The sequence below is a fragment of the Nocardia sp. NPDC051321 genome, from assembly GCF_044455225.1.
Taxonomy (GTDB): Bacteria; Actinomycetota; Actinomycetes; order Mycobacteriales; family Mycobacteriaceae; genus Nocardia.
Map to the genome: position 1 here is coordinate 300,155 of NZ_JBITEM010000003.1, position 26,790 is coordinate 326,944.

Here is a 26,790-nt window from a genome sequence, read left to right on the forward strand (position 1 = left end):
CTCGCCGTCGGTGGGTAACGACCGCATATGCTCAGATTCTTCCTAGTCGGTTTCCTCGCGGTGGCCACCATCGCGGTCGGGGTCGCCGCGTCGATCGGGTCGTGGGCGTGGTGGGTGCTGCTCGCTGGCCTGGTGGTCCTGCTCGCGGTCGGCGTCTACGACCTGGTGCAAACGCGGCATTCGGTATTGCGGAACTATCCGTTGCTCGGGCACATGCGCTACCTGCTCGAAAGTTTGCGGCCCGAGATTCAGCAGTACTTCGTCGAACGCAACTTCGACGGACGGCCCTTCGACCGGGACATCCGCTCGATGATCTACGAGCGCGCGAAAGGCATCCATGGCGAACTCTCGTTCGGCACCGAACGCGACATCGAAGAGGTCGGTTACGAATACCTCGTCCACTCCATCGCCCCGGTCCCGGAGCCCGAGGAGCCGCCGCGCGTGCTGATCGGCGGCCCGGACTGCACCAAGCCGTACTCGATGTCGCTGCTCAATGTCTCGTCGATGAGTTTCGGCGCCCTATCCGCCAATGCCCTGCGGGCGTTGAACAAGGGGGCCGCGCTCGGCGGATTCGCGCACGACACCGGCGAGGGCGGATTGACGCCCTATCACCTCGAAGGCGGCGGCGATCTGGTGTGGGAGATCGGCTCCGGATACTTCGGCACCCGCACCGCCGACGGCCACTTCGATCCCGCCAAGTTCGCCGACCAGGCCGCCCACCCACAGATCAAGGCGGTGTCGATCAAGCTCAGCCAGGGCGCGAAACCCGGGCTCGGCGGCGTGCTGCCCGCCGCGAAGGTCAGCGCGGAGATCGCCCGCTATCGCGGCGTGCCCGCCAACGAGAAGTGCGTGAGCCCCTCGGCCCATTCCGCTTTCCACACCCCGCGGGAACTGATCCAGTTCGTCGCCCGGTTGCGGGAACTGGCCGACGGCAAGCCGGTTGGTTTCAAGCTGTGCGTCGGCTCGCGCATCGAGGTGCTGGCCATCTGCAAGGCCATGCTCGACGAGGGCAGCACACCCGACTTCATCATCGTCGACGGCGCCGAGGGCGGAACGGCCGCTGCCCCTTTGGAATACGAGGACCACGTGGGTCTGCCGCTGACCGACGGACTGATGATCGTGCACAACGCGCTCGTCGGAACCGGGCTGCGCGAGCGGATCAAAATCGGGGCCAGCGGCAAGGTCGCCGTCGGCAATGACATCGTCAAGCGACTCATCCAGGGCGCCGACTACACCAATTCCGCCCGCGCCATGATGATGGCGATCGGCTGCATCCAGGCGCAGCTCTGCCACACCAACGAATGCCCGGTCGGCGTCGCGACCCAGGACCCGCGCCGGGCCCGCGCGCTGAACGTCGCCGACAAGAGCGAACGGGTACGGCGCTATCACGAGGCAACCGTCCGCCAAGCCGCGCAGATCATGGCGTCGCTCGGCGTCTCCGATCCCGCTCAGCTCAACACCCACATGCTTCGCAAAAAGATCTCACCCACCGACCAGCACTCCTACGCCCACCTCTACGAATGGCTGTCCCCACACCAGTTGATCAACCAGCCCCCCGAGACCTGGGCCACGGATTGGGCAGCGGCACAAGCTGATTCGTTCCAACCCGACCTCCACCCCAGCAACGGCTGAGCTGGTCACCGCACGCCGAGGATGCGATCGAGGGCTTGTGCGCCCAACTCGGTGAGATCGATGGCCCGGCGGGATTCGTGCCGCCGGATCCAATCGGCCTCGCCCATTCTCGTGAGCAGGGCCGCGCCGAGTGCCCCGCCCAAATGGTGGCGTTGCTCGCTCCAATCGACGCAGAAGCGCAGCACGGGGCGGCGCCGGGTGCGCAGATCGTCGAGGTCGACGCCGAGTGCGGCGAAGGTCCGGGTGGCATTCGGGCCGAGCGCGTAGGAGTGCGTTCGCAGCGGGGCCGATAGCGGATCATCTTGTGCGCGTTCGGTTCCCATGCCGCCGTCGGTGCGGGTCAGCGCGCGCTTGTCGATCAGTGCCTCGGTGACCGCGACACCGAGCCGGCCCGCGAGATGGTCGTAGCAGCTGCGGGCGCTGCGCATCGCGGCCGCGCGGGTCGACTCGCGTAGCGAACGCACAGGGCGGTGCGGGGCGAGGGCCGCGAGGGCTTCCAGCGCCGTGGCCACCTCCGGATCGGCCAACCGGAAGTATCGGTGCCTACCCGATCGGCGCACGCTCAGCAGCCCACCGTCGACCAGCCGGGACAGATGTTCGCTCGCGGTGGAGGCCGCGACACCCGCCTCGGCGGCCAGCACCGAGGCGGGCAACTGGCGTCCGTCGGCCAGGGCGAGCAACACCCGTGCCCTGGTCGGGTCCGCGAGCAGCGCGGCGACGGCGGCGACATCGGCGAAACCGGAAGTGCTCATGCCTCCAGTGTGCGACGAGCACGCTTCGGCCCGGACCGAAGGATTATCGGGCGAGACTGCGATCATGAGCCTGCGAACCTTGAACTCGCCCGGCACGGCGAACACCCGCCGCGTGCTTGGGGTGATGTGCGCCGGAATGTTCCTGGTGCTGCTGGACGTCACCATCGTCAATGTGGCGCTGCCGAGCATCGGACACAACCTGCGTACCGACTCCGCGATGCAGCAGTGGGTGGTGGACGGGTATGTGGTGGCGATCGCCGGTCTGCTGCTGGCCGGCGGTGCGATCGGCGATCGAATCGGTCATCGGCAGGTGCTGCTGGCCGGGTTCGCGATCTTCGGTGCGGCGTCGTTGGCCTGTGCGCTCGCCCCGACCGTCGGCGTGTTGATCGGCGCGCGGATCGTGCAGGGTGTGGGCGGTGCGCTGCTGCTACCGAGCACGATGGCGGTGATCGTCGATGTCTTCCCGGATCGCGGCGAGCAGGCCAAGGCGCTCGGCAGCTGGGCCGCCATCTCTTCCCTGGCGCTGCCGGCCGGGCCGCTGCTCGGTGGGCTGTTGATCGGCTGGCTCGGCTGGCGGCCGGTGTTCTGGATCAACGTGCCGCTGACCATAGCGGCGATTGTCGCGACGCTCGCGGTGGTGCCCGCACGGCCCCGACTCCCCCGCGACGGGCGGCTGGACATCCCCGGGCTGGTCGGCTTCGTGGCCGGACTCGGCGGACTGGTGTGCACGCTGATCTCGGCGGGCCATCACGTGGGCTGGCCGATCCTTTCCGTATCGATCGCCGTCACGATCGCCGGGCTGGCGACGGTGCTGATATCCGCGCGGCGCAGTACGCATCCCATCTTGCCGTTGGATCTGCTCGGTCGCCGAGAGTTCCTCAGCCCCAATGTGGTCGCGTTGACGATGAACCTCGTCGTCAACGGGATGCTGTTCGCAGGGATGCTCTATCTCCAAGATGTGCAACACTATTCGCCGCTGGCCGCCGGTATCGCGGTGCTGCCGTTGGCCGTTCCGCTCATCGCGCTCGCGCCGGTTTCGGGCCGGATCACCGGTCGCCGAGGACCACGCACGGCCATCGCGGCCGGTTGCCTGCTTGCCCTGGCCGGTATGCCGCTGTTCACGCAACTGGGCTCGGGCCACGGAATCGCGTGGCTGCTGGCCGGATTCACCCTGCTCGGCTGTGGCGCGGGGCTGGTCACCGCCTCGTCCGTCGCCGCCGTCGTCCGCGCGACCCCACCGGACCGATCCGGGCTCGCCACCGGCGTTTCCAACACGGCACGGCAGGTCGGCACCGCCACCGGCGTCGCCCTGTTCGGTGCGATCGCCGGTTCCCCGGCGTCGGATCATTTCGTGGACGGAATCCACCTGCTGGCGTTGATCGCCGCCGCGCTATGGACCGGCGCGCTGGTCGTTACGCTCACCGGTGTGCGGCGCCGCTGACCCCTTGCCCTCTTCCCGCGCTCGGCGGCGGGTGACGAGCCAACCGAAGCCTGCCGCCAGCGGGAAGATCGCGACGCCGTAAACTGCTGCGGGAATAGCCATTTCGATACTATCGAGCACACTGATGGCGATCGTGATGGCGATGACGCCGTTGTGGATACCGACCTCCATCGAGCACGCGATCGCCTGGCGGCCCTCGACACCGAGCACCCGGGGCACCAGGTAGCCCACGGTCAAACTGATCAGGCAGAACAGGATCATCGCGAGACCGATCGCCCGGATGTTGGGCATGATGTCGGCGCGTTGGTCGACCATCGTCGCGGTGATCACCAGTGTCAGCGTGAGCGCGGAACCGATGCGCACCGGCCGGTCCATCCGATCCGCAAAGTCCGGCGACAACCGGCGCACCAGCATGCCGAGCGCGACCGGAATCAAGACGATCGAGAACACCTGAACGACCTTGCCGAACTGCAACCCCACCGTGGCCGCGCCGCCTGGGTCGAAGTAGTCGATGGCCAGATTGGTGATCACCGGAACCGTGCCCACCGCGATGACCGAATTGACCGCGGTGAGTGACACATTGAGCGCGACGTCGCCGTGGAACAGATGACTGAACAGATTCGCCGCCGTCCCACCCGGCGACGCGGCGAGCAGCAGCACCCCGATCGCGAGTAGCGGCGACGGATCGAACAGCAGCACCAGGCCGAACGCGGCCGACGGCAGCACAACCAGCTGACATACCAGCGCGATGGCGACCGCCTTGGGGCTCTTCGCGATTCGAGTGAAGTCGGCAACCGTGAGCGAGAGACCGAGCCCGAACATGATCACTACCAGAACTATTGGCAGCCCGATAGAAACCAGCGCAGAGTCCATGGTGCCCTCATTCGATCGAATCCACCCGATCATCTCGCCTTACGACGACGATCGCGGAGACAATCACCGGAAACCCCCCACACGCGGGACAAGGTCAGCGAATCTCGTTCAGATTTTGGCACTTCCTGCACTGATGCATGCGTTGCCAGTCCGCATCGGGTGACGCGATCCGCACCCCGCGTCGATCTGCGGTCAGCGCGGCGGGCGCAGAAACTTCAACGCGGCCTTCATGATCGGTCCCGGCACGCGATCGCGCATATCCAGCGCCGCCGCCGCGGCTTTGCCGCGCACCTCGGTGCCGCGGCCGAACATCTTGTTCAACGGACCGCCCGACGGCTCGAGATCGACATGCAGCGGCGGCCTGCCCTCGGCCGCACCCAGCGCGTGCGAGATGACGATCCGCTGGATCTCACTGGTTCCTTCGAAAATGGTGTACAGCTTCGCGTCTCGATACCACTTCTCCACCGGATGGTCGCTGATGTAGCCCCAGCCGCCCATCGTCTGAATGGCGCGTTCGGTGGCTTTCACCGCCACCTCGCTGGCCGCCAGCTTCGCCATCGACCCCTCACCGCGCTCGAACGGGACGCCGTTGGCGGCCATCCAGGACGCCCGCCAGGTCAGCAGCCGCGCCCCATCGATCTGGGTGGCCAGATCGGCGATCGGGAACGCGATGCCTTGATTGTCGATGATCGGCGCGCCGAACGCCTCGCGATGGTTCGCGTAAGTGGTCATGTATTCCATAGCGGCCCTGGCGATCCCGAGCGCCTGTGCGGCGACCATCGGCCGAGTCTGCTCGAACGTCCCCAACGTCACCGACCCTGACCGGCCACCGCTACGCGCCGCCTCCCGCCGCTTGGCGAGCGAGTGCTCGAGCTTCGCCACGCCCCCGAGCAAATTCTCCGCAGGCACGCGAACACGGTCGAACTTCAACTCCGCGGTATGCGATGCGCGACAGCCCATCTTGTCGAGCTTGCGCACCAACTCCAACCCCGGCGTGCCGCCCGGCACGACGAACAACGCCTGCCCGCGATGCCCCAACTCCTCGTCCACCACCGCGTTCACCACGTGCACATTCGCGATGCCACCATTGCCGATCCACATCTTGTGACCATCGATGATCCAGTCGTCCCCGTCCCGGACCGCCCTGGTACGCAGGTTGCGTACATCGCTGCCACCCTCGGGTTCCGAAATAGCAAGCGCCGCAAGCTTCAAATCCCCCGGCGTGCCGAAACACTCAGGCGCCCACCGCAACATCTGCTCCGGCGTCGCGGCCTGCCCGATCGCCGACAGTGCCAGCGCGGGCATCACGATCGCCAATCCGATTCCGGCGCACCCCCAGAACAACTCCTCCATGAACATCGGCAACGACAACCCCGTCGGATCACCGATCAGATCGCGATAGAACAGCGGACTGTAGAACCCACGCTCGGCGGCCTCCTCCAGCACCGGCCAGGGAAATTCCTGCGCCCGGTCGTACTGGGCCGCCACCGGCCGGATGCAGTCTTCGGCGAACTCGTGCGCCCGTTTAGCCAGGTCGTGCTGCGCGGCGGTCGGTGTCAGGTCAAAAGTCACGCCTAGGCGATACCCAGCCGCGACCGATCGACACAGGTTCCAGCGCTGTCCGGCTATCCGGCCCGAAACTCCCGCTCAGGGGTTCACACTGGAAGCCTGTTTCCGACGTCGGCTATCGAGGAGACCCGGATGACTCGGACAGTCCGGTGGGTGCTTGGCATCGGCGCGGTTGTCGTCGTGCTGGCAGCCGGCGTGATCGTGCTCTCGCCGCACAGCGACGACTCATCGCCTATCGCTACAACTACCAGCGCAGTGGACCCATTACAGAAGCAAGTCAACACGCCCTCCGGCACACCCAAGATCACCACCCGCACCCCCTTCGACGCACAGGGCGCGCCGACCGCGGGATGGGAGGTCGACGACAAGGTCGGATCCGGACCGATCGATTGCTCCTACGACGAAGCCTCCCCCAGCGCGACCACTGACAACATCCTCGCCTGCTCACCGAGCGCCGCGGCAGCGGACAGCTGTGTGGCCGTGGCGAACAAACCCGCGGCACTGTGCTTGATCGATCCGTTCAGCACCCGCCTGACCCGGTACGCCACCAGCACCGTTCGCACCACTGGCGTCCATGCTCCGCAAGCCCCCACGCCGATCGGCCTCGTCCTCGATGACGGCACCACCTGCCGCCTCCGCAACGGCGGTTCATGGTCGAGACAAGAGGCCAACCCCGACTACATCGGCTACTACTCCTGCCGAGGCACCGGATTCCAAGCGATCTGGGGACCACCAGATGGCCCCGCCATCACCCAACAACCCGACGGCTGGACCGTTCAATTCGGCAGCGACCGTGGGCCATTGACCCAGCACCGAGTCACCGAAGCTTTGTACGTCGCAATCCAACGCTGACGATCGGCCTACTCGGTGAACGCTACGGCTCCGGACGGGCAGATGTCGGCCGCCTCGCGGACCGCGGCCGCGCTGGTCGCGTCCGGCTCGGCGTCGAGGACCTTGACCAGGCCGCTGTCGTCGTCTTGGTCGAAGACGGCGGGTGCGGTCAGCGCGCAGAGGCCGGCGCCGATGCAGACGGATCGGTCGGCGGTTACTCGCATGTGGGTTCCTTTCGTACTCGGGGCGGTCACCAGGTCACCGGGAGTTCGTTGACGCCCTGAATGGTGCTGCCGGGCCGCAGTTTCAGTTGTTCCATCGGAACGGCCAGCCGCAGGTTCGGGATGCGCTCGAACAATGAACCGAGGATGATCTCGAGTTCTAGGCGGGCCAGGTTCTGGCCGAGGCACTGGTGTACGCCGTAGCCGAACGCGATGTGATGACGGGCCGAGCGGTGCACGTCGAAGGTGTCCGGGTCGTCGAACACCGCCCCGTCGCGGTTGGCGATGGCGTTGCTGACGATCACGCCCTCGCCCGCCTTGATCAGCTGTCCGTCGATCTCGATGTCGGCCTTCGCGAACCGGCCGCCCGCGAGGTCGGCGATGGCGAGGTAACGCAGCAGTTCCTCTACCGCGCCCGGGATCAAGGTGGGGTCGGCGCGTAGGGCGGCGTGCTGATCCGGATGCTGCAGCAGGGTGATCACCGACAGTGAGGTCATCGACGCCGTGGTCTCGTGGCCCGCGACGAGCAGCAGGATCGCGGTCGACACCAGTTCCTCGCGGTCGATCTCGCCGTGTGCCAATTGATCGGCGACCAGGGCGTTCAGCAGGCCGTGGCCCGGCGCGGCCTGCGACCTGGTGATCAGTCCGTCCAGGTAGGCGGCCAGTTCGTCGCGCGCGCCGATCGCGGCCTCGGCGGTCGTCGATTGCACCAGCCGCTTGCTCGCGTCCTGGAATATCTCGTGGTCCTCGTACGGCACGCCGAGCAGGCGGCAGATCACCATCGACGGCACCGGCAGCGCGAACTGGCTGACCAGGTCGGCAGGCGGGCCCGCGGCGAGCAGGTCGTCGATGAAACCGTGCACGATCTGCTCGATGTCGGCGCGCATGCCCTTGACGCGCTTCAAGGTGAACTCGCTGATCAGCATCCGGCGCTTGGCGCCGTGTTCTGGCGGATCGAGGCTGATGAAGGCGGGCGGGGTTTTCTGGAAGGAACGGAAGCGTGGCGAGGTGGCCGGGAAGTCGGCGTGCGTCCGGTCCGACGAAAGCCGGGGGTCGGCGAGCAGGGCGCGGGCGGTCTCGTGCTTGGTGACCACCCAGGCCGGGTGGCCGTCGAAGAGAGTGACCCGCCGCAGCGAGGCGCCTTCGTCTCTGAGCCGGGAGTACTGCTCGGGTAGGTGATAGGGGCAGGTGCGGTCGCTCGGAAAGGTGGGAGCGTTGTCGGTACGGGGTGGCGTAACAGTGTCAGTCATCGGTTCCCCTCGAGATCGTAAGATACTCTTGGTACTCTATTTTCAGGTTAAAGTGTCTTCGCAAGTGACGCAACGTTTTTCAGGAGCCCGATTTCCAGTGAAGGTCCAGCAATCCGTCGACACGGCGGACGACTACCGCAAAGGCACGCGTCGGCGCGGCGAGGAACTGGAGCGCGCCATCCTCTCGGCGACGCTGGAAGAACTTGCCGCCGTTGGCTACTCGGGACTCACCATGGAGCGCGTGGCCAACCGGGCGCGCACCAGCAAGACCGTGCTCTATCGCCGCTGGGCCGGGCGCGCGGAACTGGTCATGGACGCGTGCAAGGTGGGCGGAATGTCGAATATCGATGTCCCCGATACCGGTTCGCTGCGCACGGACGTGATCGCCCTGCTGCGCCAGATGTCCGACACGATGGACAGTCCGTTCGGCGGCATCATGCGCGGCCTGCTCGCCGAGATGACCCGCGATCCCGAACTCGGCAGGCTCATCCGGGAACGGGTACACAAGGCCGGACCGACGTCGATCCGCTCCGTGCTCGAGCGCGCCGTCGAACGCGGCGAGGTGGACCGGGCCGTCGTGGACTCGCGGCGGGCCACCGTGGCCACCGATCTGCTGCGCAATCACTTCCTGCTGTTCGGCACGCCGGTCGACGACGAGGTCATCCGCGAGATCGTCGACGAGGTGTATCTGCCGCTGGTGCTGCGCCAGACCTAGGGTGTGTCTCCCAAATCCCGGAGGCGCCGCCTGGATTTGGGAGACACGCCCTTAGTCGCGATAACGACATTTCATCGACGGCGCGAGCACACGGCGCGTTCAACTGCTGACCGTACTGTCGCAGGGGTAGCGGCGGACGGAGATCCCATGCTCGATCCACGACTCAGAACCGCATGGTTGGCGAACGTAGCGGCAGGCGCGGCGGCAGTGACCGTGCGGCGGCCGTTCTATCCGGCACCGAGCCTATTCCGCGTCGATTCGACTCGGGCGCAGCATGATTCGATGACCGCCTCGGACCTCGAGTTGGTCACCGTGACCGATCGGTCCGCGATACTGACCTGGACGACCCGGGCGCGCGATCGCGCCGGACGCTTGCGCCCGGTGCCCGCGGATACCGAGGTCCGGATCGCGCACGCCGACGGCTCCGGCGCGGCGCGCACCCGCTATCTCGACTCCCGAGTCACCGCCTATCACTACGCGGAGATCGATGGGCTCGAGCCCGGCCGCGCCTACCGGTTCGAGGCCTACTCGAACGGCCACCGCGCCGCACCCGCCCGCACCCTGGTGACCCGGCGATCCGGAACCCCTGAATCCACCGGCGTATTCACCACCGCGACCCCGCCACCGGGCCGCCTGCTGCGCACCATCGCGCTCGCCAACGACGTGCACTACGGCGAACACACCAGCGGACTCGTCGTCAGCGGCATACCCACCGGCGTGCGCCACGACACCGAGCACTATCCGGAATTCATGCTCGACGCCCTCCTGGACGATGTGCGCAGTCCCGATCGCGCCGCCGATCACCTCATCCTCGCGGGCGATCTCACCGACTCCGGCACCCTCGACCAATCACGTGCGGTACGAACACGATTGGACTCCTGGGGCGAACTCGGCCGCGATTATTTCGTCTGTCGTGGCAATCATGACAAACCACAGCGACGACACGGGCAGACCCAAGACCATTGGGGTGCCGTCTTCCACAGCCGTCAGCGACTCGTCGAACACGACCTCGGCGGACTACGTCTGATCGGCCTGGACACCACCCGGCTCACCGGCTCCGGCGGCACCATCGTCGCGCCACAACGAGATCGGCTGCGCGAGATCCTCGCCGCGGACCCCGACCGCCCCACCCTGATATTCGGCCACCACCCCGTGACATCCCATGCGGCAGTGAGCAATCCGGGCGGCCCAGGCTTCGTCCTCGACCCATCCAACGCCGCCGCACTGCACACCCTGTACCGAAACGCCCCCGGGGTCTTCCTGCATCACAGTGGCCACACCCACCGAAACCGCGTGAGCCGCCCCAACATCGGCATCAACGTCGAATTCCTCGAGGTAGCCGCCGTCAAAGAATACCCAGGCGGCTACCTACTCCTACGCCTCTACGAAGGCGGCTACACCGCCAACTTCTACAAAACCCGCTCCGACGCCGCCCGCACCTGGAGCACCCGCACCCGCCGCCAATACCTCGGCCTGCACCCCGACCACTCCCTCGGCACCTGCACCGACCGCAACCACACCACCCTCCGCGACTTCGCCGGCCTGACCCCCGCATAGTCCGCACGGGAGGTTGCTCATCAGGACTTCGCGGGAGCGTGTCGGCGGGGAACGGTGGCGGGGTCGGAGAGTGCCGCGCGGCGGGCGAATTCGATGACGCCGAGCAGGGCCGCGTCGGCGCCGAGGAGTGCGCGGGTTACGTCCGGTTCCGCAGTGGGCACGAGCGCGCGCCTGCCGGACAACTGGTGTCGGATCACCGGGTCCAGCCATGGAAACCATTGCGCCAGCGCCCCTCCCAGGATCACCTCGTCGAGGTCGAGCAGTGCGGTGATCGACAGTATCGCCGTGCCCAGCGCTCGCCCCGCGCTGTCCATTGCCGCGAGCGCGTGCTCGTCGCGCCGTTCGAGAGCCTCGATGAGTTCATCGACGGCCGATCCGATTCCGTTGCACCGCAGTGCATCACCGAGACCAGCGGCGGTCAGCACCGCCTCCGGGCCCGCGTAACACACCAGGCAACCACGTGCCCCGCAGACGCAGGCCGGTCCGTCGATGGCGACAGGCATATGGCCGGGCTCGCCGGCGATGCCACGGCTCCCGGTGTGGATTCGCCCGTCCAGCACCACCCCGCCGCCGATGCCGGTCCCCGCCGCGATGTAGACCACGCCGCGCGGACGTCGCGGATGCGCGTGGTATTCCGCGAGGGTAGCGGCGTTCGCGTCGTTGATCACGTCGATCGGACAGGCCACCTCCGGCAGCCTTGCGGCGATCAGCGCGCGCAGCCGGACGGGTCGCAGCCAGCCGAAATCCGGTGCGGCGAGCACGGTTTGCGCATCGTCGTCGCTAACAGGTCCGGCCATCGCTACCGCGACACGCACCAATTCCGCGTCTGGCGGTGCTGCGGTAATGGCTCGCCGTACCGCGGCGGCGATCGCGTCGGCCATCGCCGCGGGGATCCCGGCAGCACCGTAATGCGCTGTCGCGTCGCGCCATACGATCGTGCCCGCGAGATCCGCGACAGCAACCCGCAATTGGTCGGAACTGATCTGCACCCCGATGGTCGACGCGCGCTGCGGGATCATTCGCAACAGTTGTCGCGGTCGACCCCGTCCACCGCGATTCAGGATGCCGTCCTCGGACACCAATCCGCGCGCCGTGAGATCGGCGACCATCGTGGTGACCGAAGCGTGCGACAGCCCGGTGGCCGCGGCGATCTCGGTGCGCGCACAGGGTCCGCGTTCGGCCACGTGACGCAACACCAGCCCGAGGTTGCGGCGCCGGACGGCCACCGAATCGTGTGCCTGCTTTCTCTCCACACCACCGAGACTATGCAGGTCAAGAATTTTTTCAACCCTTGACTTATTCAGCGCCGAATCGCGAACATACCGGTGATCGCACGAATCGAATCGAGGTCGCGATGCCAGCCGCGCACATCAACCGCCGGACGGTCCTGTTCGGAGCAGGCGCCATCACCTTGGCGGCCGCCTGCTCGACGGAGCGATCCGCCGCCGACACCGTCCAAACGACCTACGGCCCGGTCCGCGGCAAGCGCCGCGATACCGGCATCGCCTTCCTCGGGGTGCCGTTCGCCCGGCCGCCGGTCGGTGAGCTGCGATTCGCCGCGCCCGCACCGCCCGCGCCGTGGACCGAAACCTTGGACTGCACCGCGTATGGACCCACCGCACAGCGCAAGCCGATGGGCGAGGTGACGACCATCCCGGAGCCGAGCATCCCGGGCGACGCCATCCTCAGCGTGAACGTCTTCACCCCCGACCCGTCCGCGCGCGGCCTGCCGGTGCTGGTATGGATCCACGGTGGCGGCTTCATCGCGGGCAGTCCGGCCAGCCCGTGGTATGACGGTGCCTCATTCAATCGCGATGGGGTGGTGCTGGTTTCGGTCGGCTACCGGCTCGGGATCGATGGCTTTCTGCGTATGGAAGGCGCTCCGGACAACCGGGCCGTGCTGGACTGGATCGCTGCCCTGCAGTGGGTCCGCGACAATATCGCGGCATTCGGCGGAGATCCCGGCAAAGTCACCGTCGCGGGCCAATCCGCGGGTGGCGGCGCGGTCTGGGCGCTGATGGCCGCTCCGTCCGCGCGCGGGCTGTTCCGCGCCGGAATCTGTGCGTCCGGTGCGGTGACTCAGCCGAACGATCGGGCCGCGGGGCTCGCCGTGGCCGACCTGTTCACCCGGCGCACCGGCGTACCCGCGACCGCCGCCGCGTTGCGCGCCCTACCCGAGCACACCGTGCTCGAAATGCAGGACGCGCTGCAAGCACCCGGGCCGGGCAGCGAGACCGTGCCGATGCTCGGGTTGGCGCCGTTCGCCGACGGCACGCTGATTCCCGAGGCGACGCCCGCGCTGTTGAAAAATGGTGCGGGCGGCGATATTCCGCTGCTGCTCGGTTTCACCAGGCACGAGTTCAACATGGCGGCAACCATGCTGGCGCAGAACCCAGGCGCGGCCGCCGCCAGCCCGATCGCGCAAGCCGGGCAGGGCGCCGACATGGCTGCCTACCGCGCCGCCTATCCCGGCGCGGACGCGACCGAACTCGCCGGACAGGCCATCAGCGACACCATCATTCGCGGGCCCTCCTACCGGGTCGCCGAGGCTCGCGCGCGGCTGGGTCAGCCCACCTGGCTCTATGAATTCGTCTGGACCTCGACGGCTGCCGGCTTCAACGGGATGGCGGCGCACTGTCTCGACCTGCCATTCGCCTTCGATCTGCTGCGTGCTCCCGGCGTCACCGAGGCCGAGGGCACCGCGCCGCCGCAAGCGCTGGCCGACGCCATGCACGCGGCCTGGGTGAGTTTCGTCAAAGACACTGTCCCCGGCGCGAATTGGCCCCGCTACACCCCGGACACGCGACAGACCATGATCTGGTCGAACGAGAGCCGTATCGAATCCGACCCCTTCGCCGCGCAACGCCCGATCTGGACCTGAACTGACGCGGTTGCTTTCACGATCTGTGGGTACCTCCTGGGCACTATCAGGAGGTTTCACCATGTTGGCGATAGCTGCCGCAGTCTCATTCGGGCTCGCTTTGCTGTTCGATCTGACCAAGTCCACCCTCGGCGACACCGTCACTGCGGGCACTCTTACCACCCTCGGGCTGCTACTCGTGGCCCTGCACCTGGCCGGTGTCGGCACCGGCAGCCGTTCGTTCAAGTGGCGCCGCACCCGCCGCTGAGCATCACGGTAATTGCACACCGGCGCAACACAATCGCGGGCACGGACGGCCGCGCGTCAGCGGGTCGCGCTGTTGCCAGCGCGACCCGCCCTGAGCGTGGTCGATCGTCACCCTTCGGCAGCGGCCCGCAGATCCGCCAGCCAGGCGTCCAGGCCGGCCACTGCGCCGCGATGGAATTCGACCCGCCCTCCTGTTCGCGTTCTGCTCAACATGGCGTAGCCGTTCGCACGAGCGAGTTCAATAGCACTATGACCGCTCGCGACCTGCGCCGTGATGCGCTGCACAACCAGCAAGAACTGCTCCGCGCCGCGACACACGCGTTCCATCGCGAGGGTCTGCGCGTCCCGATGGCGACCATCGCCGCCGATGCCGGTGTCGGCATCGGTACCCTCTACCGGCACTTCGCCACCCGCGAGGAGCTACTGAGTCACCTCACCCACCGCTCCTTCGAGCAGGTGCTCGCCAATGTCGAAGCGGCAGAACGCGAAGGGGCGACCCCGGCCGAACGCATCGCGCTCTTCATCGACGCCGCCATCCGTCAACGCAACGAACTTGTCCTGCCGCTACACGGCGGACCACCGGTCACCGACCCCGAGACCGCCGACCTTCGCGACCAGATCCACCAACGCGTGCAACGGATCATCGACCAAGGCATCGCCGATAAGACACTGCGTCCAGACACCACGCATGACGACATCATCGCCTTCGGTGCCCTGGTCACCCAGCCGCGCCCAACCGACCCCGACTGGGACACCACCTGCCGCCGCCTGGTCACCATCTATCTCCGCGGCATCCGCCTGGACGCGTAAACGGGCGGCTCGTCAGGCGACGATGCGCAGGGGGTGTTCGAGCAGGTCCTTCAGGTGGGCGAGGAACTGGGCGGCGACTGCGCCGTCAATCGCGCGATGGTCGGCGGACAGGGTGACGCGCAGGATCTTCCGGGTGATCACCTCGCCGTTGTCGAGGCGCAGTTCGTCGGTGGCGGCGCCGACCGCGAGGATGGCGGACTCGGGTGGGTTGATGACGGCGGTGAAGTGTTCGATGCCGAACATGCCGAGGTTGGAGATGGTGAAGGTGCCGCCGGACATCTCATCGCCGCGAAGTTTGCGGTCGCGGGCGCGGGTCGCCTTGTCGCGGCTGTCCGCCGCAATCTCGGAGACGCTCTTGCGGTCGGCGTCGCGAATCACCGGGACGAGCAGGCCCGCCGGAGTCGCGACCGCCATGCCGAGGTGGATTCCCTTGTGGCGCAGCAGCTTGTCACCCGCGAAACTGACATTGACCGAGGGTTCCTTGCGCAGGGTGGTCGCGACCGCCTTGACGAGCAGATCGTTCACGCTGACCTTGCCCGCGCCCGCCGCCGCCAAGGTCTCGTTGATCTGCGCGCGGAAGGCGAGCAGGTCGGTGACGTCGATCGCACTGGTCAGGTAGATGTGCGGGGCCTGCTGCTTGCTCTCGGTGAGGCGGGTCGCGGACACTCGCTGGATGTTGGTGAGCGGGATCTCCTCGTAGTCGTCCGACGCCGGAATGCTCTGCGCGGCAGCGACACTTGCGGCCGGAGCAGAGCCGGAAGTCACGGGCGCCGAGGTCGCGGGTGCAGCGTCCAGTGGTGCGGCAGGCGCAGGGGCACCGTTGCGGTGGGCCTGCTCCACGTCCTGTCGCGTGATCCGGCCGCCAGGCCCGGTGCCGACGACATTCGCGAAATCGACGCCCAACTCACGCGCGATCTTGCGCGCCAGCGGCGATGACTTCTTCCGCTCGCCCTGCTGCGTATCCGCTTGCGGCTCTGCTGCTCCCGCCACTGAGACGGAGTTTGCGGACACGGGTCGCGCCACCTCGGTAGCGGTCGAATCAGAGCTGGACGGGTTCGCTTGCACCACAGCACTCGCGGACGCTGTCCCTGCCGCGCTTGATCCACTACCGTCCCCGACAATCGCGATCGGTTCCCCGATCGGAACGCGCGTCCCCGGCTGAGCGAGGATCTGTTCGAGCACGCCGTCCTCGTACGCCTCGAGTTCCATCAGCGCCTTGTCGGTCTCGATCTCGGCGACGACCTCACCGCGGGTGATCTGGTCACCGACCTGCTTCAACCAGGCGGAGACCACCCCGTCCTCCATGGTGTCGGAGAGCCGGGGCATCGTGATTTCAGGCATTATGTCCTCTGTTCCCGGTTCTCAGCGCCGACGGCCAACGGCCGCAAGCGTTTCCACCGCGGCGGTGTAGAGCGATTCGGCGGACGGCAGTGCGAGCCGCTCCAGCGGTTTGGCGTAGGGCAGCGGAACCTCCGCCATGGCGACGCGGCGAACCGGCGCGTCGAGGTAGTCGAACGCCCCGTCGGAGATGGACGCCGCGACCTCCGCGCCGATGCCATAGGTCAGCCAGTCGTCCTCGCCGATGACAGCGCACCCGGTCTTGCGCACCGAGGCCACCAGCGTGTCGCGATCCAGCGGGCGCAGGCTGCGCAGGTCGATCACCTCGGCCGAAATTCCCTCGCCAGCAAGGCGTTCGGCTACTTGAGTGGCAACCGTGGCCATCCGGGAGTAACTGATCAACGTGATGTCGGTACCTTCCCGGGTGACCGCCGCCTTGCCGATGTCGGCGGGCGGAAGATCCTCGGGCACTTCGCCCTTGGTGTTGTAGAGCGACAGATTCTCCAGGAATATCACCGGATCGTCGTCCTCGATCGCGGCCTTCAACAGCGCACGCGCGTCGGCGGGCGTGCTCGGCGCCACCACCTTCAAACCGGGCACGAACGCGTAGTACAGCTCGATGTTCTGCGAATGCGTCGCACCGAGCTGCTGGCCGCCGCCACCGGGCATCCGGATGACCATGGGCACGCTGGTCTGCCCGCCGAACATGCCGTAGATCTTGGCCGCGTGATTGACGATCTGATCCAGCGCGAGCAGCGAGAAGTTGATCGTCATGATCTCCACGACCGGCCGGAGGCCGAGCATGGCGGCACCGATGGCCGCGCCGACGAAACCTTCCTCGGCGATTGGGGTGTCGCGCACCCGCTTCTCGCCGAACTCGGCGAGCAGGCCCGCGGTGATCTTGTAGGAGCCTTCGAAGACGCCGATCTCCTCCCCGATCAGGAAGACGTCGTCGTCGCGCCGCATCTCCTCGCGCAGAGTTTCGCGCAGCGCTTCGCGGTAGGTCATGACAGACACAGTTGGAATCCTCAGGAGGTGAAGAGCGGGTCGGCGGGCAGGCGGCGGGAATCGCCGGGCACCGGGGTGGCGTAGTTGTAGTCGAACAGGCTCGACGGGTCCGGGTGCGGGCTCGAGTCGGCGAATTCGACCGCGGCGGCAACACTCTCGGACACCTCGCGCTCGACCTCGGCCACCGACGCTTCGGTCAGCACACCGGCGGCCAGCAACCTGTTCTGCCACAGCGCGATCGGATCGTGCTCCCGCGCCGTGGATACCGCGTCGTTGCTGCGGTACTTGGCCGGGTCCACCACCGAATGTCCCTTGAGCCGATAGCTCACCGCCTCCAGCAGCGCCGGTTTCCCTTCGCGCCGAGCGCCTTCGATGAGCTCGCTGGCCATATCGCGCACCGCGAGCACGTCGGTGCCGTCCACCCGCTCACCGCGCATCCGGTAGGCGGCGGCGCGCTTCCACAGATCCGGTTCGGCCGAGGACTTTTCGACGGTGGTACCCATGCCGGTCTGGTTGTTGATCACCAGGAATACCACCGGCAGCCGCCACAGCGCCGCGATATTGAGCGACTCGTGGAACGCGCCGATGTTCGTGGTGCCCTCCCCCATCTGGCACACCACCACCTCGTCCCCGCCGCGGTAGTCGATGGCCAGCGCCGCGCCGACCGCGAGCGGAACCTGGCCGCCCACAATGGCGTAGCCGCCGAGCAGGCGAGTCGCGGTGTCGTACATGTGCATAGACCCGCCCCAGCCCTTCGAGGTGCCGGTGGAGCGGCCGTAGAGCTCGGCCATCACCCGGCCCGGCGCGATGCCCTTGGCCAGCGCGTAACCGTGTTCGCGGTAGTTGGTGAACAGATAGTCGGTGGGGCGCATCGCCGCGCCGAGGCCGACCACGGTGGCTTCCTCACCGAGGTTCAGGTGGCAGTAGCCGCCGATCTTGGCCTGCTGGTAGCTCTGCGCGGTGCGCTCCTCGAAGCGCCGCACGAACAGCATGTCGCGGTAGAAGCCGCGCAGTGCATCGGGATCCGCAGTCGCGTAGGCGGATTCGGCTGGCGATTCGACAGGTTTCGCGGGCTTGCGGGCGCTCTTGCGCGGTGCGGTGGTCGTGGTCATGTGCGGACTCCTCAACGCTTGCGCGGCGCGATGTGAACCGGCAGCCCGAGCCCGGCCAGCGCCGTCTCCATGCCGATCTCGCCGAGGGTGGGGTGGGCGTGAATGGTGTCGGCCAGCTCGTCGAGCGTCGCCTCCAGCGAGATCGCCAGCGCGCCTTCGGTAATCAGATCGCTGGCCGACGGGCCGATGATGTGCACGCCGAGCACCTCCCGGTGCTGTTGCCCGGCAACGATCTTCATGATGCCCTCGGTCTCGCCGAAGGTCTTGGCCCGGCCCAGCGCGGCGAACGGGAACTTGGCGGTGACCACCTCGTGGCCCGCCGCGCGGGCGGCCTCTTCGGTCAGGCCGACGCTCGCGATCTCCGGGTGGGTGAAGGTCGCGGCGGGGATGACGGCGTAGTCGATATGCGCGTCGTGCCCGGCGATCACCTCGGCCGCGGTGATGCCCTGATGCGAGGCGACATGGGCCAGCAGCGCCCGCCCGGTCACGTCGCCGATGGCGTACACGTGCTCGACGCCGGTCCGCAGCTGGTCGTCGACCTCGATGAAACCGCGTGCGTCCGTGCCGATTCCAGCGACGTCCAGGCCGAGGTCGGCGGTGTTCGGCCGTCGGCCGACGCCGACAAGCACCACATCGGCGTCGAGCTCGCGCTCCTTCGGACCACCCACCGACACGCGCAACGCGTCACCCTGCGCGATGGCGGTGACGGTGGCACCGGTCAGCACCTCGATGCCGCGCTTTCGGAACGACCGCCCCAATGCCGCGCCGATCTCCTTGTCCTCCAATGGAACCAGGCGATCCTGCATTTCCACGACGGTGACCTGGCTACCGAAGGTGGCGAACAGACTGGCCCATTCGGCTCCGACCGCGCTGCCGCCGATGACGACGAGCCGCTTGGGCACCTCGGTCAGCCCGAACGCGCCGTCGGAGGTGACCACACCGGGCAGTTCCGCGCCCGGAATCGGCAGCACCGCGGGCACCGAGCCGGTCGCGACGATCACGTCCCGGGCGCTCACCTGGCGCACTGCGGCCCCCGGCGCGGCGGCATAGCGTGGGCCGCCCTCGAAGATCGGCGACGCGCCGGTCTCGTGCACCTCGACCGTGGTCGGCCCGGTGAACCGGGCATGCCCCTCGATCACCGTGACCCCATTGGCCTTCAACAGGCCTGCCACACCGTCGGTGAGCTCCTTGACGATGCCGTCCTTACGCTGCCGCACCGCGGCGAAGTCGTAGCGCACATTGTCGGCGTAAACACCGAATTCGGCTGCGGCGGTGAGGGTGTGGAAGACCTCCGCAGAGCGCAGCATCGCCTTGGTCGGGATGCAACCCCAGTTCAGGCAGACCCCACCCGGACGTTCCTTCTCCACCAAGCCGACCAGCAGACCGCGTTGCGCGGCCCGAATGGCGGCCACATAGCCGCCCGGTCCGCCGCCGATCACCAGTAGATCGAATTCCGGCACTCGTGGTGCTCCTCATCTCGACGATTGCGACCCGTCCCCGGTTGTGGCGTGGGTCGTTCTGATGAGTCTTGCTGGCCGGAATTGCACAAACAATCTGCCGGAAGCCCAGAAATCGAGGCGCGAAAATGGGCGCAACGCCCAATGGGAGGCGGCCCGGATCGCTCAGTCCGAGGCGGGCACGCCGAGCTCCAGCGCGGCCAGCGCCAAGGAAAGCTCCAGGTGGGAGCGTTGACCCTCCAACGGGCGGCCGAGCAATGTCGAGATCCGCTGCAGTCGATTGATCACCGTGTTGCGGTGACAGTGCAGCCGCGGCGCGGCATTGGCGGCCGAACAGTTTTCGGCAAGCCAGGTGCCAAGCGTGCGCAGCAGGACGTCGCGCTCCTTGCCGGGCAACGCAAGCACCGGCCCGAGCGTGCTGGTCACCATCAACTCGGTCAGATCGGGCGAACGCAGCAGCAGCGCCTCGGGGTAGCGCTCCGCTAACAGCACCAAACCCTGTGTCGCCGTTGGTAATGTCTCCAGCGCGAGCATGGCCAGCGCGTGCGCGGTGTCGATCTGGGCCAGTCCCGGCACCGACGGCGATGCCGCCGCCTGACCCAGGATGCGAGACCGGATCTGGTGCAGCACAGCGGAACTGTCCCGCGTTTCCAGCGAGACCAGCCCGACGGTGGAATCCACCCGGTCGTGCCAGACCGAGCGAATCCCCAAGGCCGCCAACGCCGTTTCGGTGCCGAGCCGGATCACCGGGCGGGGGCCGCGCACCGCGACCACCAGGTAGGCGCCGTGCGCGGGCAGATTCAGCTCGCGCGCCGCCCGCGCCGCGAAGGTCGCGTCGTGCGCGCGCCCGGCCAGCAGGTCCTCGATCAGCCCGTGCCTGCGGCGCTCATCGCGGCGCACCTGCTCCAGTTCGGTGTTGCGGTAGGAGGTGACCAGGGCCGAGGACATGCCGTCGATGACCGACCAGGTGGCCACGCCGATCTCCCGGAACTCGCCGGGCGCGAGATCGTCTGCCCGATCGAGCAGCGCCTCCCACACGATCTGGCCGCCGAGCCGGAAGGTCCGCAGCATCACTTCCAATGGGACACCCTGCGCCGCTCGATTACGGCCGATGGCCGCGGCGACGTCGTCGCGATCCGGCACGCTGACGTCCCCGGCCAGCAGATCCAGCACCCGGGTCAGGTAGCTGCGGCACCCGTTGCGCAGGTCTTCCCGGCTGACCGGCGAGTAGTCCGTCCACTCCGGGATATCGGTGAAGATCGCCGACATCAGCCGCCGGGCCAGCACCGGGATCTCGGCCCGGCACGCCGCCGCCAGCCGCCGAATTCCCGCAGTGGGACCGGTGTGCTCAGGTGCCGCCATAGCGGAAACGCTACCTAACCGCCTATCGAGGCTCGGAGAGGACGAGTCCGGTCCAGGCGGACGCGCGATGGGCCGAGACGTTCATGACCTGCCCGGTGGCGAGGGCCATGAGGTAGACGGTACCTTCGGGGACCCCGCCGTTGTAGGTGGCGAACCACGCGATCGGCCCGAATTGTGGCGACTCACAAAGAGGTATGTCGTCCAGCGCGCCGGCCGGGAAGCTGAGCTCGGCGAGATTGCTGGAGGTCAGGTGCGCGAGGGTGCCGCCTGCGGCCTCGGCGCTGGCGGCCGCCTCGTCTCGAGATACGCAGTCGGTGACCACGTAAAAGTGGCCGTTCGCGCAAGGGATGGTGGTCATGCGGGTCGCTCCGATCGGTGGGCTATCGGCAGGGCGGTTCGAAGCCGTCGATGCCGAGTTTCTGGCCGATTGCCGCGATCGCGTCCACGAAGGACAGGCCACCGAATTGCGGCAAGCCTGCGCCTCGGGCACCGCGCAGCTGGATCCACTGCGCGCGAACACGGGCCTCGGTGTCGCGTGGCAACGGCACCTGGGTCGGGCCCGGCGGGACCGAGAACCCCGGAATGCCGAGCTTGTGGCCGACCGAAGCAACGCCGTCGACGAGGGTGTGGCCCGCCAGCTGCGGCCAGCCGTTGCCGCCGAGGCCCATGAAATCGATCCAGATGTCGGCGACCGGATCCGGCGCGACGGTCCCGACACCGCAGGCATCGGCGAACTCCTCGGGCGAGTACCCGTCGGCCGAGTTCATGTCGCAGTTGCCGAACGGCGGCGCGCCTTCGGGCAGGCCGCCACCGTAACCGCGTCCGTCGGTGTACTGATGGGCGATCTGGCCGGGCAGGTTGGGATTGCTGCCGTAGCCTGCCCCGATCACCCGCAGCCCGTCCGGGCGGACCGGCCACATGCTGTAGAAATCGGACCGGTTCGCGTAGCCGATCACCCGCTCGGTCGAACCGAGCCAGTCCACCAGCCGCCAGTAGGCGCGATTGATCCCGTCGGACTGGTCCCCGCCGGGATTGCCGCCGGATTCCACATCGACCATGGAGATCATCTTCGGGTGCGGGCCACCGGCTTGGCCAACCATGGCCCGATGGGTGTCGACGGTGTCGAGCCAGTTCGGCCGCCAATAGAGGTAGACGATGAAGCACGAGATCCGCCCCGCGTCGGCGGCATCGGCGGCCCACGCGTAATTCTCGTAGAAGTTGTGGTCCTGGTAGGTGCCGTCGTTCGATCGGAGCGAGAAAATCTGGTACGGGTAGGAGTCGTCCACCGGCACCTGGTATTCGGATACATCCGCGAACAGTGAATCGACCATTGCTGCCTCCGCTGAAGCTCTACCGACCCCTGGGATGGTGCCGGGTTCCGCATGGCGCACACCGTTTTTCAGGCTTCCGCCATTGTGACGAGCGAATAATGCGCCGCCTGTGCTTCCGTCGCAATATCCGGCCTATCCGCTATCACGTTCTGTTGATGATTCAAGCACGAACCGGCACGTCATAGTCGATCATCGGCGGCTCCCTCGGGAATGGTGACGGGATCGGTGCAGCTACTGGGTGGATCGACATAGGAGCACGCCAGCGGAGGCCGGGTCGGGCGGTAAGTGGCGGGTACCCCGCCTGCCCCCACGATGGCGCGGTAGGCGTCGACGGCGGCGGTTGGCGTGCGAGCGAGGGTGGGGTCGGTGCGGACATCAACGGTATAGAGTCCGAAACGCGGTGTGTAAGAACCCCACTCATAGTTGTCGGTGAGGCTCCAGTAGCCGTAGCCGATGACGTTCATGCCGTCCATGCGGGCGCGTTGCAGCCAGTAGACGAGATCGCGCAAATAGTCGGCGCGGTCGTAGCCGTCGGGTCGCAGTTGGCCGTTCTCGGTGGCCATGCCGTTCTCCACGACATAGAGCGCCTTGCCGGGGAACAGGCGGGCGTAGTGACGCAGGGCGTAATAGACGCCCTCGGACTGCAACGGAAGTTCCCACAGCTGTTGCGGACCGGGGTCTGGCTCGCCGGGATCATTTGCGCCGAAGTAATAGTCGACGCCGATGTAGTCGAGTTTGGCCGAGATGCGGTCGACCATCGGCTGATTGACCTCCGTCTCGTGACCGGAGACGTAGCCGATATTGCTGGTGACCATCGCATCGGGCTGCACCTGATGGATGTAGTCATAGCTCGCGTTGTGTACGGCCGCGATCCGTTCCTCGATGGTCGTGGCATCGACTCCGGTGAACCGTTCTTCGTACACGATGTAGGCGACCGGCTCATTGACGGTGACCCACAACGGATTTCGCGCCGCATACCGATCGACCACCGTGCGCATATTGGCTAGCCAATCCTCGACCATGCCAGGGTCGTTCCAGCCACCCTGCTCGGCCTTCCACCCCGGGTAAACCCAGTGGTCCAGGGTGATCATCGGCCGCATTCCCGCCGCCACGATCGCGTCGATCACCGCATCGTAGAAGCAAAAGGCGCCTTCGTCCCATTCCCCCGCCCTCGGCTGCACCCGCGCCCACTCAACGCTGATCCGGAACACCTTCAGCCCCAACGCCCCCGCCAGCGGAATATCGGAGGAGTGCCGGTTGTAGAAATCGACCGAATCGCCGTACGGCTCGAAGTTCGACTGATCGATGTAGCGCAGCCAATTGCTATCCGGCGCGTGCCCTTCGGACTGAAAACCCGACGTAGCCACACCCCAGAGAAAGTCGGGGCCCAATGGATCCACGGTAGCGGGCGGGGCGGGGGCAGGCGTGCTGGAAATTCCGGGTGATGCACCCTCTCTCGTCACACTATTGGTGTACCACTCGGCACGCGACCAAAACTGGTTTCGGCCCGAGTCTGCTCATCAGGGGGTGCCGTCGATGAGGGTTTCGGTCGGCGGACGCGCAGCACGCAGGTGCGCATCGGGAGGGTGAACTCGCCGCTTGCGGTTTCCGGTCGATCAGCGAGATAGGCGCGGATTCGGCGCTGCGCAGCCTGTTGTTCCTGCGCCGGCATGACCAGCATTCCCGCCCGCGTCGCGAGGGTCGCGACGAGCGAGTCGGCGGTGCGGCGTTGACCGTGCGGGAATTCGCCCTGCTCCGGCGTGCGGAATTGGGCGGCCGCACCGGATTTCGGACGATGCATGTCGGCCGTCTCGGCGCGCCAACTGACGGGTGTGTCGCGGGGGCCGATGGCCGCGCTGCCGCTGACGCTCGCGAGCCCGGCAACCCAGTCGACCTGATCGTCCATGACGTTCCACAGACCGGCGAGCACGCCTGCGGGTGCGAGGACTCTGGCCATCTCGGGTCCCGCGACGTCCATGTCGAACCAGTGCATGGCGTTGCCTGCCAGCACGGCATCGACGGACGCGTCGGCCAGCGGGATCGCCTCGGCGCTACCGGGTAGCGCACGAACAGCAGGCAGGGTGCGGCGCAGTTCAGCGAGCATCGCCGGATCGGGCTCGACCGCAATGACTTCGGCACCCAGTGCGAGCAGCGTGGCGGTCAGTTTGCCCGTTCCGGCGCCTAGGTCGAGCACGCGCGGGCCGGGCGCGTGTTCGAGGGCCCACCGCACCGCGGTCTGTGCGTAGTCCGGGCGATGTTCGGCGTATGCGGCCGCCGCGGCGCCGAACGACGAACTGAGCAGGTGCCGGTCATCCTGGTGCACGCATCCACCCTACCGACCTGTCGAAGTCCGGTCACCAAATCGCATGGTCACGCGGAACTCGTTCTGCGCGCCCGATTTTCGTGTGCCAGACGGCGCAGTAGCGGTAGCACGGGGCCGAAGAGCGCGCTGAACACCGCCACCCGTTCGGCGACGGTCACGCTGTCACCGGGACTATCCAGGTGGGCGTCGTCGAGTTCGGCGACCGATTCAGCGAGCCGGGCATACGGCAGCAATTCCTCGACCTGGAAATCCATGTCGAGGCGACGCAGCACTCGCATCCGCTCGTCGAGCGCCTGGCGGTGCGGCGACATCTCCGAGATGTCCCATCCCATGCGCTCGATCACCTCGGCCGCCCACACGCTGCCGTCGTCATCGCCGGTGCGGGAGTCGGTCTGGGGAAGATCCGTCGGCAGCGCGTAATCCACCACACCGCGCACTTGGGCGGGGTTGCGCGGTTCCTCCAGTGCCGCAAGGACATCGCGCACGGCGGAGACCGACAGTCCACCAAAACGAATCAGCGCCCGGATCAGTTTGAGCCTGCGCAGGTGGTCCTCGTCGTACTCGGCGGTCGTCGCACCCACCGCGCGCCCCGGTGGCAGCAGGCCCTCCCGCCGATAGAACTTGATGCTCGCGATCGGGACATCCGACCGCGCACTGAGCTCCGACAGCTTCACCCGCGCCCTCACCTCCACCGACTGCGTGCCGAATCACAGGGGCCCGCGTGGACAACAGTTGGATACTGTCACTATCCTACATTGGATAGTATCGGTATCCAACATCATCAGGAGTGTAGCGATGTCAGCAATGCCACCGGCGGGCGCACAGCGCGTCACCGCAGGTCAGATCCTGCGTTCCCGCAAGATGTGGATACCGGCGGGCGTCATACTCGCCCTGTTCTCCTTCCTCATATCGCTCGCTTACATGGGCGCGATCGTCAACCCACGCGAGGCCATGCACGACATGCCCATCGGGCTGGTCGACATGGATAAAGGCGCGCCGACCGCGAACCTGGGTCAGCAGATCACCGCGGGCGTGCTCGCCGGTTCCACCGATGGCAAGGTGTCCTGGCAGCAGCTCACCGAGGCGCAAGCCCGCGACCAGATGGCCACCGGAAAGCTGTACGCGGCGTTGGTCATTCCCGAGAATTTCACGAGTTCGGTACTGGCCCTCGGCAATCCGGCGGACCAGGGCGGGCAACGTCCCGCCATGACCGTGCTGACCAACCCGGCAGCCGGAAGCCTCGCCTCGTCGATGTCGGCCGGCATTGCCCAACAGGCCGCGCACGCGGCCTCCGCCCAATTGGGCAATCAACTGACGAAACAGGCGACCCAGCAACAAATACCGTCGAACACCGCCCAGCAACTACTCCTCGCCGACCCAGTCTCGGTTCGGACCGATACCGGATTCACCCTCGGCGCGAACAGCGGCATGGGCATGACCGCCTTTTTCTACGTACTGCTGCTCATCATGTGCGGATTCATCGGCGCCAATGTCATACACGGCCTGGTCGAGTCCGGATTAGGTTTCGCACCAAGCGATTTCGGCCCCTTTCACAGCCACCGACCGAAAGCACCCATCGACCGCCGCCACACCTTGTTCACCGGTTGGGGTTTGATCGCCGGGCTCGCGATACCGATGGCTTCCCTGGTGATGCTCGCGTGCGTGACAGTCCTCGGCATGGACGCCGGTCACCTGCCGATGCTGTGGATCTTCTCCTACTGCGCCATCGTCGCCGTCGGCCTGAGTTGCCTGTCCATCCTGGCCACCTTCGGCACCCCGGGCATGTTCGTGTCGACCTTCGTCTTCATCGCTTTGGCCGTCCCCTCCTCCGGCGGCACCATCCCCCTGGAAACCGTGCCCACCTTCTACCACCGCATCAGCTCTTTCGAGCCGATGCGTCAGCTGGTCGACGGCATCCGCTCCATCCTCTACTTCGACGCCCGCGGCGACGCCGGACTCTATCGAGCGTGGATCATGCTCGGCGTCGGCTTCACCATGGCGATCGCCCTCGGCTACATAGCGACCACCGTCTACGACCGCAAGGGTCTGCACCGCCATCCGGCGACGAGCCCGGCGTAGTC

Annotated in this window: 25 protein-coding genes; 9 read left to right on the forward strand and 16 right to left on the reverse strand. The window is 67.1% G+C overall.

From position 1 onward, the window contains the following. The first annotated feature begins 27 nt into the window (after positions 1-27). The gene (locus ACIA8C_RS08365; RefSeq protein WP_397132310.1) at positions 28-1,632 is read left to right on the forward strand and encodes an FMN-binding glutamate synthase family protein; all 1,605 of its coding nucleotides are present in this window, start codon (positions 28-30) and stop codon (positions 1,630-1,632) included. Between the two features lie 5 nt (positions 1,633-1,637). Here ACIA8C_RS08365 and ACIA8C_RS08370 read toward each other — a convergent pair whose 3' ends face one another. Then, positions 1,638-2,384, reverse strand: a complete 747-nt coding sequence (locus ACIA8C_RS08370) for an ArsR/SmtB family transcription factor (RefSeq protein WP_397132312.1) — start codon at positions 2,382-2,384, stop codon at positions 1,638-1,640. Between the two features lie 64 nt (positions 2,385-2,448). On the opposite strand from ACIA8C_RS08370, the gene ACIA8C_RS08375 reads away from it, so the two are divergent. Then, positions 2,449-3,825, forward strand: coding sequence for an MFS transporter (locus ACIA8C_RS08375; RefSeq protein ID WP_397132314.1), 1,377 nt, complete (start codon positions 2,449-2,451; stop codon positions 3,823-3,825). On the opposite strand, the gene ACIA8C_RS08380 is transcribed toward ACIA8C_RS08375, so the two are convergent. Further along, positions 3,775-4,698, reverse strand: a complete 924-nt coding sequence (locus ACIA8C_RS08380; protein WP_397132316.1) for a bile acid:sodium symporter family protein — start codon at positions 4,696-4,698, stop codon at positions 3,775-3,777. The genes ACIA8C_RS08375 and ACIA8C_RS08380 overlap by 51 nt on opposite strands. A 192-nt stretch (positions 4,699-4,890) precedes the next feature. Beyond that, complete coding sequence (locus ACIA8C_RS08385) at positions 4,891-6,270, reverse strand: acyl-CoA dehydrogenase family protein (RefSeq protein WP_397132318.1); 1,380 nt, start codon at positions 6,268-6,270, stop codon at positions 4,891-4,893. A gap of 129 nt (positions 6,271-6,399) precedes the next feature. On the opposite strand from ACIA8C_RS08385, the gene ACIA8C_RS08390 reads away from it, so the two are divergent. Further along, on the forward strand, positions 6,400-7,119 hold the full coding sequence (locus ACIA8C_RS08390) for a hypothetical protein (protein ID WP_397132320.1): 720 nt from the start codon (positions 6,400-6,402) through the stop codon (positions 7,117-7,119). Positions 7,120-7,127: 8 nt separating this feature from the next. Here ACIA8C_RS08390 and ACIA8C_RS08395 read toward each other — a convergent pair whose 3' ends face one another. Both ACIA8C_RS08395 and ACIA8C_RS08400 read right to left on the reverse strand, forming a co-directional pair. After that, positions 7,128-7,322, reverse strand: a complete 195-nt coding sequence (locus ACIA8C_RS08395) for a ferredoxin (protein ID WP_397132322.1) — start codon at positions 7,320-7,322, stop codon at positions 7,128-7,130. Between the two features lie 26 nt (positions 7,323-7,348). Further along, the gene (locus ACIA8C_RS08400; RefSeq protein ID WP_397132324.1) at positions 7,349-8,569 is read right to left on the reverse strand and encodes a cytochrome P450; all 1,221 of its coding nucleotides are present in this window, start codon (positions 8,567-8,569) and stop codon (positions 7,349-7,351) included. 97 nt (positions 8,570-8,666) lie between these two features. Between ACIA8C_RS08400 and ACIA8C_RS08405 the strand changes: the two genes are divergently transcribed. Both ACIA8C_RS08405 and ACIA8C_RS08410 read left to right on the forward strand, forming a co-directional pair. After that, positions 8,667-9,284, forward strand: coding sequence for a TetR/AcrR family transcriptional regulator (locus tag ACIA8C_RS08405; RefSeq protein WP_397132327.1), 618 nt, complete (start codon positions 8,667-8,669; stop codon positions 9,282-9,284). 282 nt (positions 9,285-9,566) lie between these two features. Beyond that, entirely contained in the window at positions 9,567-10,841 is a 1,275-nt protein-coding gene (locus tag ACIA8C_RS08410; protein WP_397132329.1) for a metallophosphoesterase family protein, read from the forward strand. A gap of 20 nt (positions 10,842-10,861) precedes the next feature. Here ACIA8C_RS08410 and ACIA8C_RS08415 read toward each other — a convergent pair whose 3' ends face one another. Further along, positions 10,862-12,094, reverse strand: coding sequence for an ROK family protein (locus ACIA8C_RS08415; protein WP_397132331.1), 1,233 nt, complete (start codon positions 12,092-12,094; stop codon positions 10,862-10,864). Between the two features lie 101 nt (positions 12,095-12,195). On the opposite strand from ACIA8C_RS08415, the gene ACIA8C_RS08420 reads away from it, so the two are divergent. The 3 genes from ACIA8C_RS08420 to ACIA8C_RS08430 all read left to right on the forward strand — a co-directional run bounded on the left by ACIA8C_RS08420 (position 12,196) and on the right by ACIA8C_RS08430 (position 14,778). Further along, the gene (locus tag ACIA8C_RS08420; RefSeq protein WP_397132333.1) at positions 12,196-13,722 is read left to right on the forward strand and encodes a carboxylesterase/lipase family protein; all 1,527 of its coding nucleotides are present in this window, start codon (positions 12,196-12,198) and stop codon (positions 13,720-13,722) included. 61 nt (positions 13,723-13,783) lie between these two features. Further along, positions 13,784-13,969 (forward strand): hypothetical protein, encoded by a 186-nt coding sequence (locus ACIA8C_RS08425; protein ID WP_397132335.1) that lies wholly within the window; start codon positions 13,784-13,786, stop codon positions 13,967-13,969. A 248-nt stretch (positions 13,970-14,217) separates the two neighbouring features. After that, positions 14,218-14,778: a TetR/AcrR family transcriptional regulator gene (locus ACIA8C_RS08430; protein WP_397132337.1), complete on the forward strand. Its 561-nt coding sequence runs from the start codon at positions 14,218-14,220 to the stop codon at positions 14,776-14,778. A gap of 12 nt (positions 14,779-14,790) precedes the next feature. Here ACIA8C_RS08430 and ACIA8C_RS08435 read toward each other — a convergent pair whose 3' ends face one another. From ACIA8C_RS08435 to ACIA8C_RS08480, 10 genes are all read right to left on the reverse strand, one after another. After that, positions 14,791-16,119 (reverse strand): dihydrolipoamide acetyltransferase family protein, encoded by a 1,329-nt coding sequence (locus tag ACIA8C_RS08435; protein ID WP_397132339.1) that lies wholly within the window; start codon positions 16,117-16,119, stop codon positions 14,791-14,793. 21 nt (positions 16,120-16,140) lie between these two features. After that, positions 16,141-17,124 carry an alpha-ketoacid dehydrogenase subunit beta gene (locus tag ACIA8C_RS08440; protein WP_397132341.1) on the reverse strand — a complete coding sequence of 328 codons (984 nt, stop codon included), beginning with the start codon at positions 17,122-17,124 and terminating at the stop codon, positions 16,141-16,143. A gap of 20 nt (positions 17,125-17,144) precedes the next feature. After that, complete coding sequence (pdhA, locus tag ACIA8C_RS08445; protein ID WP_397132343.1) at positions 17,145-18,236, reverse strand: pyruvate dehydrogenase (acetyl-transferring) E1 component subunit alpha; 1,092 nt, start codon at positions 18,234-18,236, stop codon at positions 17,145-17,147. Positions 18,237-18,247: 11 nt separating this feature from the next. Beyond that, positions 18,248-19,696 (reverse strand): dihydrolipoyl dehydrogenase, encoded by a 1,449-nt coding sequence (gene lpdA, locus ACIA8C_RS08450; protein ID WP_397132345.1) that lies wholly within the window; start codon positions 19,694-19,696, stop codon positions 18,248-18,250. A gap of 162 nt (positions 19,697-19,858) precedes the next feature. After that, on the reverse strand, positions 19,859-21,055 hold the full coding sequence (locus tag ACIA8C_RS08455; protein ID WP_397132347.1) for a PucR family transcriptional regulator: 1,197 nt from the start codon (positions 21,053-21,055) through the stop codon (positions 19,859-19,861). Between the two features lie 22 nt (positions 21,056-21,077). Continuing rightward, positions 21,078-21,413, reverse strand: a complete 336-nt coding sequence (locus ACIA8C_RS08460) for a hypothetical protein (RefSeq protein ID WP_397132349.1) — start codon at positions 21,411-21,413, stop codon at positions 21,078-21,080. A gap of 22 nt (positions 21,414-21,435) precedes the next feature. Beyond that, positions 21,436-22,386 carry a hypothetical protein gene (locus ACIA8C_RS08465; RefSeq protein WP_397132351.1) on the reverse strand — a complete coding sequence of 317 codons (951 nt, stop codon included), beginning with the start codon at positions 22,384-22,386 and terminating at the stop codon, positions 21,436-21,438. 179 nt (positions 22,387-22,565) lie between these two features. Continuing rightward, on the reverse strand, positions 22,566-23,786 hold the full coding sequence (locus tag ACIA8C_RS08470; protein WP_397132819.1) for a family 1 glycosylhydrolase: 1,221 nt from the start codon (positions 23,784-23,786) through the stop codon (positions 22,566-22,568). Between the two features lie 59 nt (positions 23,787-23,845). Beyond that, positions 23,846-24,709: a class I SAM-dependent methyltransferase gene (locus tag ACIA8C_RS08475; protein ID WP_397132353.1), complete on the reverse strand. Its 864-nt coding sequence runs from the start codon at positions 24,707-24,709 to the stop codon at positions 23,846-23,848. 47 nt (positions 24,710-24,756) lie between these two features. After that, on the reverse strand, positions 24,757-25,383 hold the full coding sequence (locus tag ACIA8C_RS08480) for a MerR family transcriptional regulator (protein ID WP_397132355.1): 627 nt from the start codon (positions 25,381-25,383) through the stop codon (positions 24,757-24,759). Positions 25,384-25,504: 121 nt separating this feature from the next. Here ACIA8C_RS08480 and ACIA8C_RS08485 point away from each other — a divergent pair, with 121 nt between their 5' ends. After that, entirely contained in the window at positions 25,505-26,788 is a 1,284-nt protein-coding gene (locus ACIA8C_RS08485; RefSeq protein ID WP_397132357.1) for a YhgE/Pip domain-containing protein, read from the forward strand. Positions 26,789-26,790: the final 2 nt, after the last annotated feature.

Excerpts from the sequence above, each read along its gene's own strand:
- ACIA8C_RS08410 (WP_397132329.1), top strand. The coding sequence starts at position 9,567 with ATGACCGCCTCGGACCTCGAGTTGGTCACCGTGACCGATCGGTCCGCG.
- ACIA8C_RS08375 (WP_397132314.1), top strand. The coding sequence starts at position 2,449 with ATGAGCCTGCGAACCTTGAACTCGCCCGGCACGGCGAACACCCGCCGC.
- ACIA8C_RS08420 (WP_397132333.1), top strand. The coding sequence starts at position 12,196 with ATGCCAGCCGCGCACATCAACCGCCGGACGGTCCTGTTCGGAGCAGGC.
- ACIA8C_RS08395 (WP_397132322.1), bottom strand. The coding sequence starts at position 7,322 with ATGCGAGTAACCGCCGACCGATCCGTCTGCATCGGCGCCGGCCTCTGC.
- ACIA8C_RS08430 (WP_397132337.1), top strand. The coding sequence starts at position 14,218 with ATGACCGCTCGCGACCTGCGCCGTGATGCGCTGCACAACCAGCAAGAA.
- ACIA8C_RS08425 (WP_397132335.1), top strand. The coding sequence starts at position 13,784 with ATGTTGGCGATAGCTGCCGCAGTCTCATTCGGGCTCGCTTTGCTGTTC.
- ACIA8C_RS08370 (WP_397132312.1), bottom strand. The coding sequence starts at position 2,384 with ATGAGCACTTCCGGTTTCGCCGATGTCGCCGCCGTCGCCGCGCTGCTC.
- ACIA8C_RS08400 (WP_397132324.1), bottom strand. The coding sequence starts at position 8,569 with ATGACTGACACTGTTACGCCACCCCGTACCGACAACGCTCCCACCTTT.
- ACIA8C_RS08455 (WP_397132347.1), bottom strand. The coding sequence starts at position 21,055 with ATGGCGGCACCTGAGCACACCGGTCCCACTGCGGGAATTCGGCGGCTG.
- ACIA8C_RS08380 (WP_397132316.1), bottom strand. The coding sequence starts at position 4,698 with ATGGACTCTGCGCTGGTTTCTATCGGGCTGCCAATAGTTCTGGTAGTG.
- ACIA8C_RS08365 (WP_397132310.1), top strand. The coding sequence starts at position 28 with ATGCTCAGATTCTTCCTAGTCGGTTTCCTCGCGGTGGCCACCATCGCG.
- ACIA8C_RS08460 (WP_397132349.1), bottom strand. The coding sequence starts at position 21,413 with ATGACCACCATCCCTTGCGCGAACGGCCACTTTTACGTGGTCACCGAC.
- ACIA8C_RS08435 (WP_397132339.1), bottom strand. The coding sequence starts at position 16,119 with ATGCCTGAAATCACGATGCCCCGGCTCTCCGACACCATGGAGGACGGG.
- ACIA8C_RS08485 (WP_397132357.1), top strand. The coding sequence starts at position 25,505 with ATGTCAGCAATGCCACCGGCGGGCGCACAGCGCGTCACCGCAGGTCAG.
- ACIA8C_RS08465 (WP_397132351.1), bottom strand. The coding sequence starts at position 22,386 with ATGGTCGATTCACTGTTCGCGGATGTATCCGAATACCAGGTGCCGGTG.
- ACIA8C_RS08440 (WP_397132341.1), bottom strand. The coding sequence starts at position 17,124 with ATGACCTACCGCGAAGCGCTGCGCGAAACTCTGCGCGAGGAGATGCGG.
- pdhA (WP_397132343.1), bottom strand. The coding sequence starts at position 18,236 with ATGACCACGACCACCGCACCGCGCAAGAGCGCCCGCAAGCCCGCGAAA.
- ACIA8C_RS08390 (WP_397132320.1), top strand. The coding sequence starts at position 6,400 with ATGACTCGGACAGTCCGGTGGGTGCTTGGCATCGGCGCGGTTGTCGTC.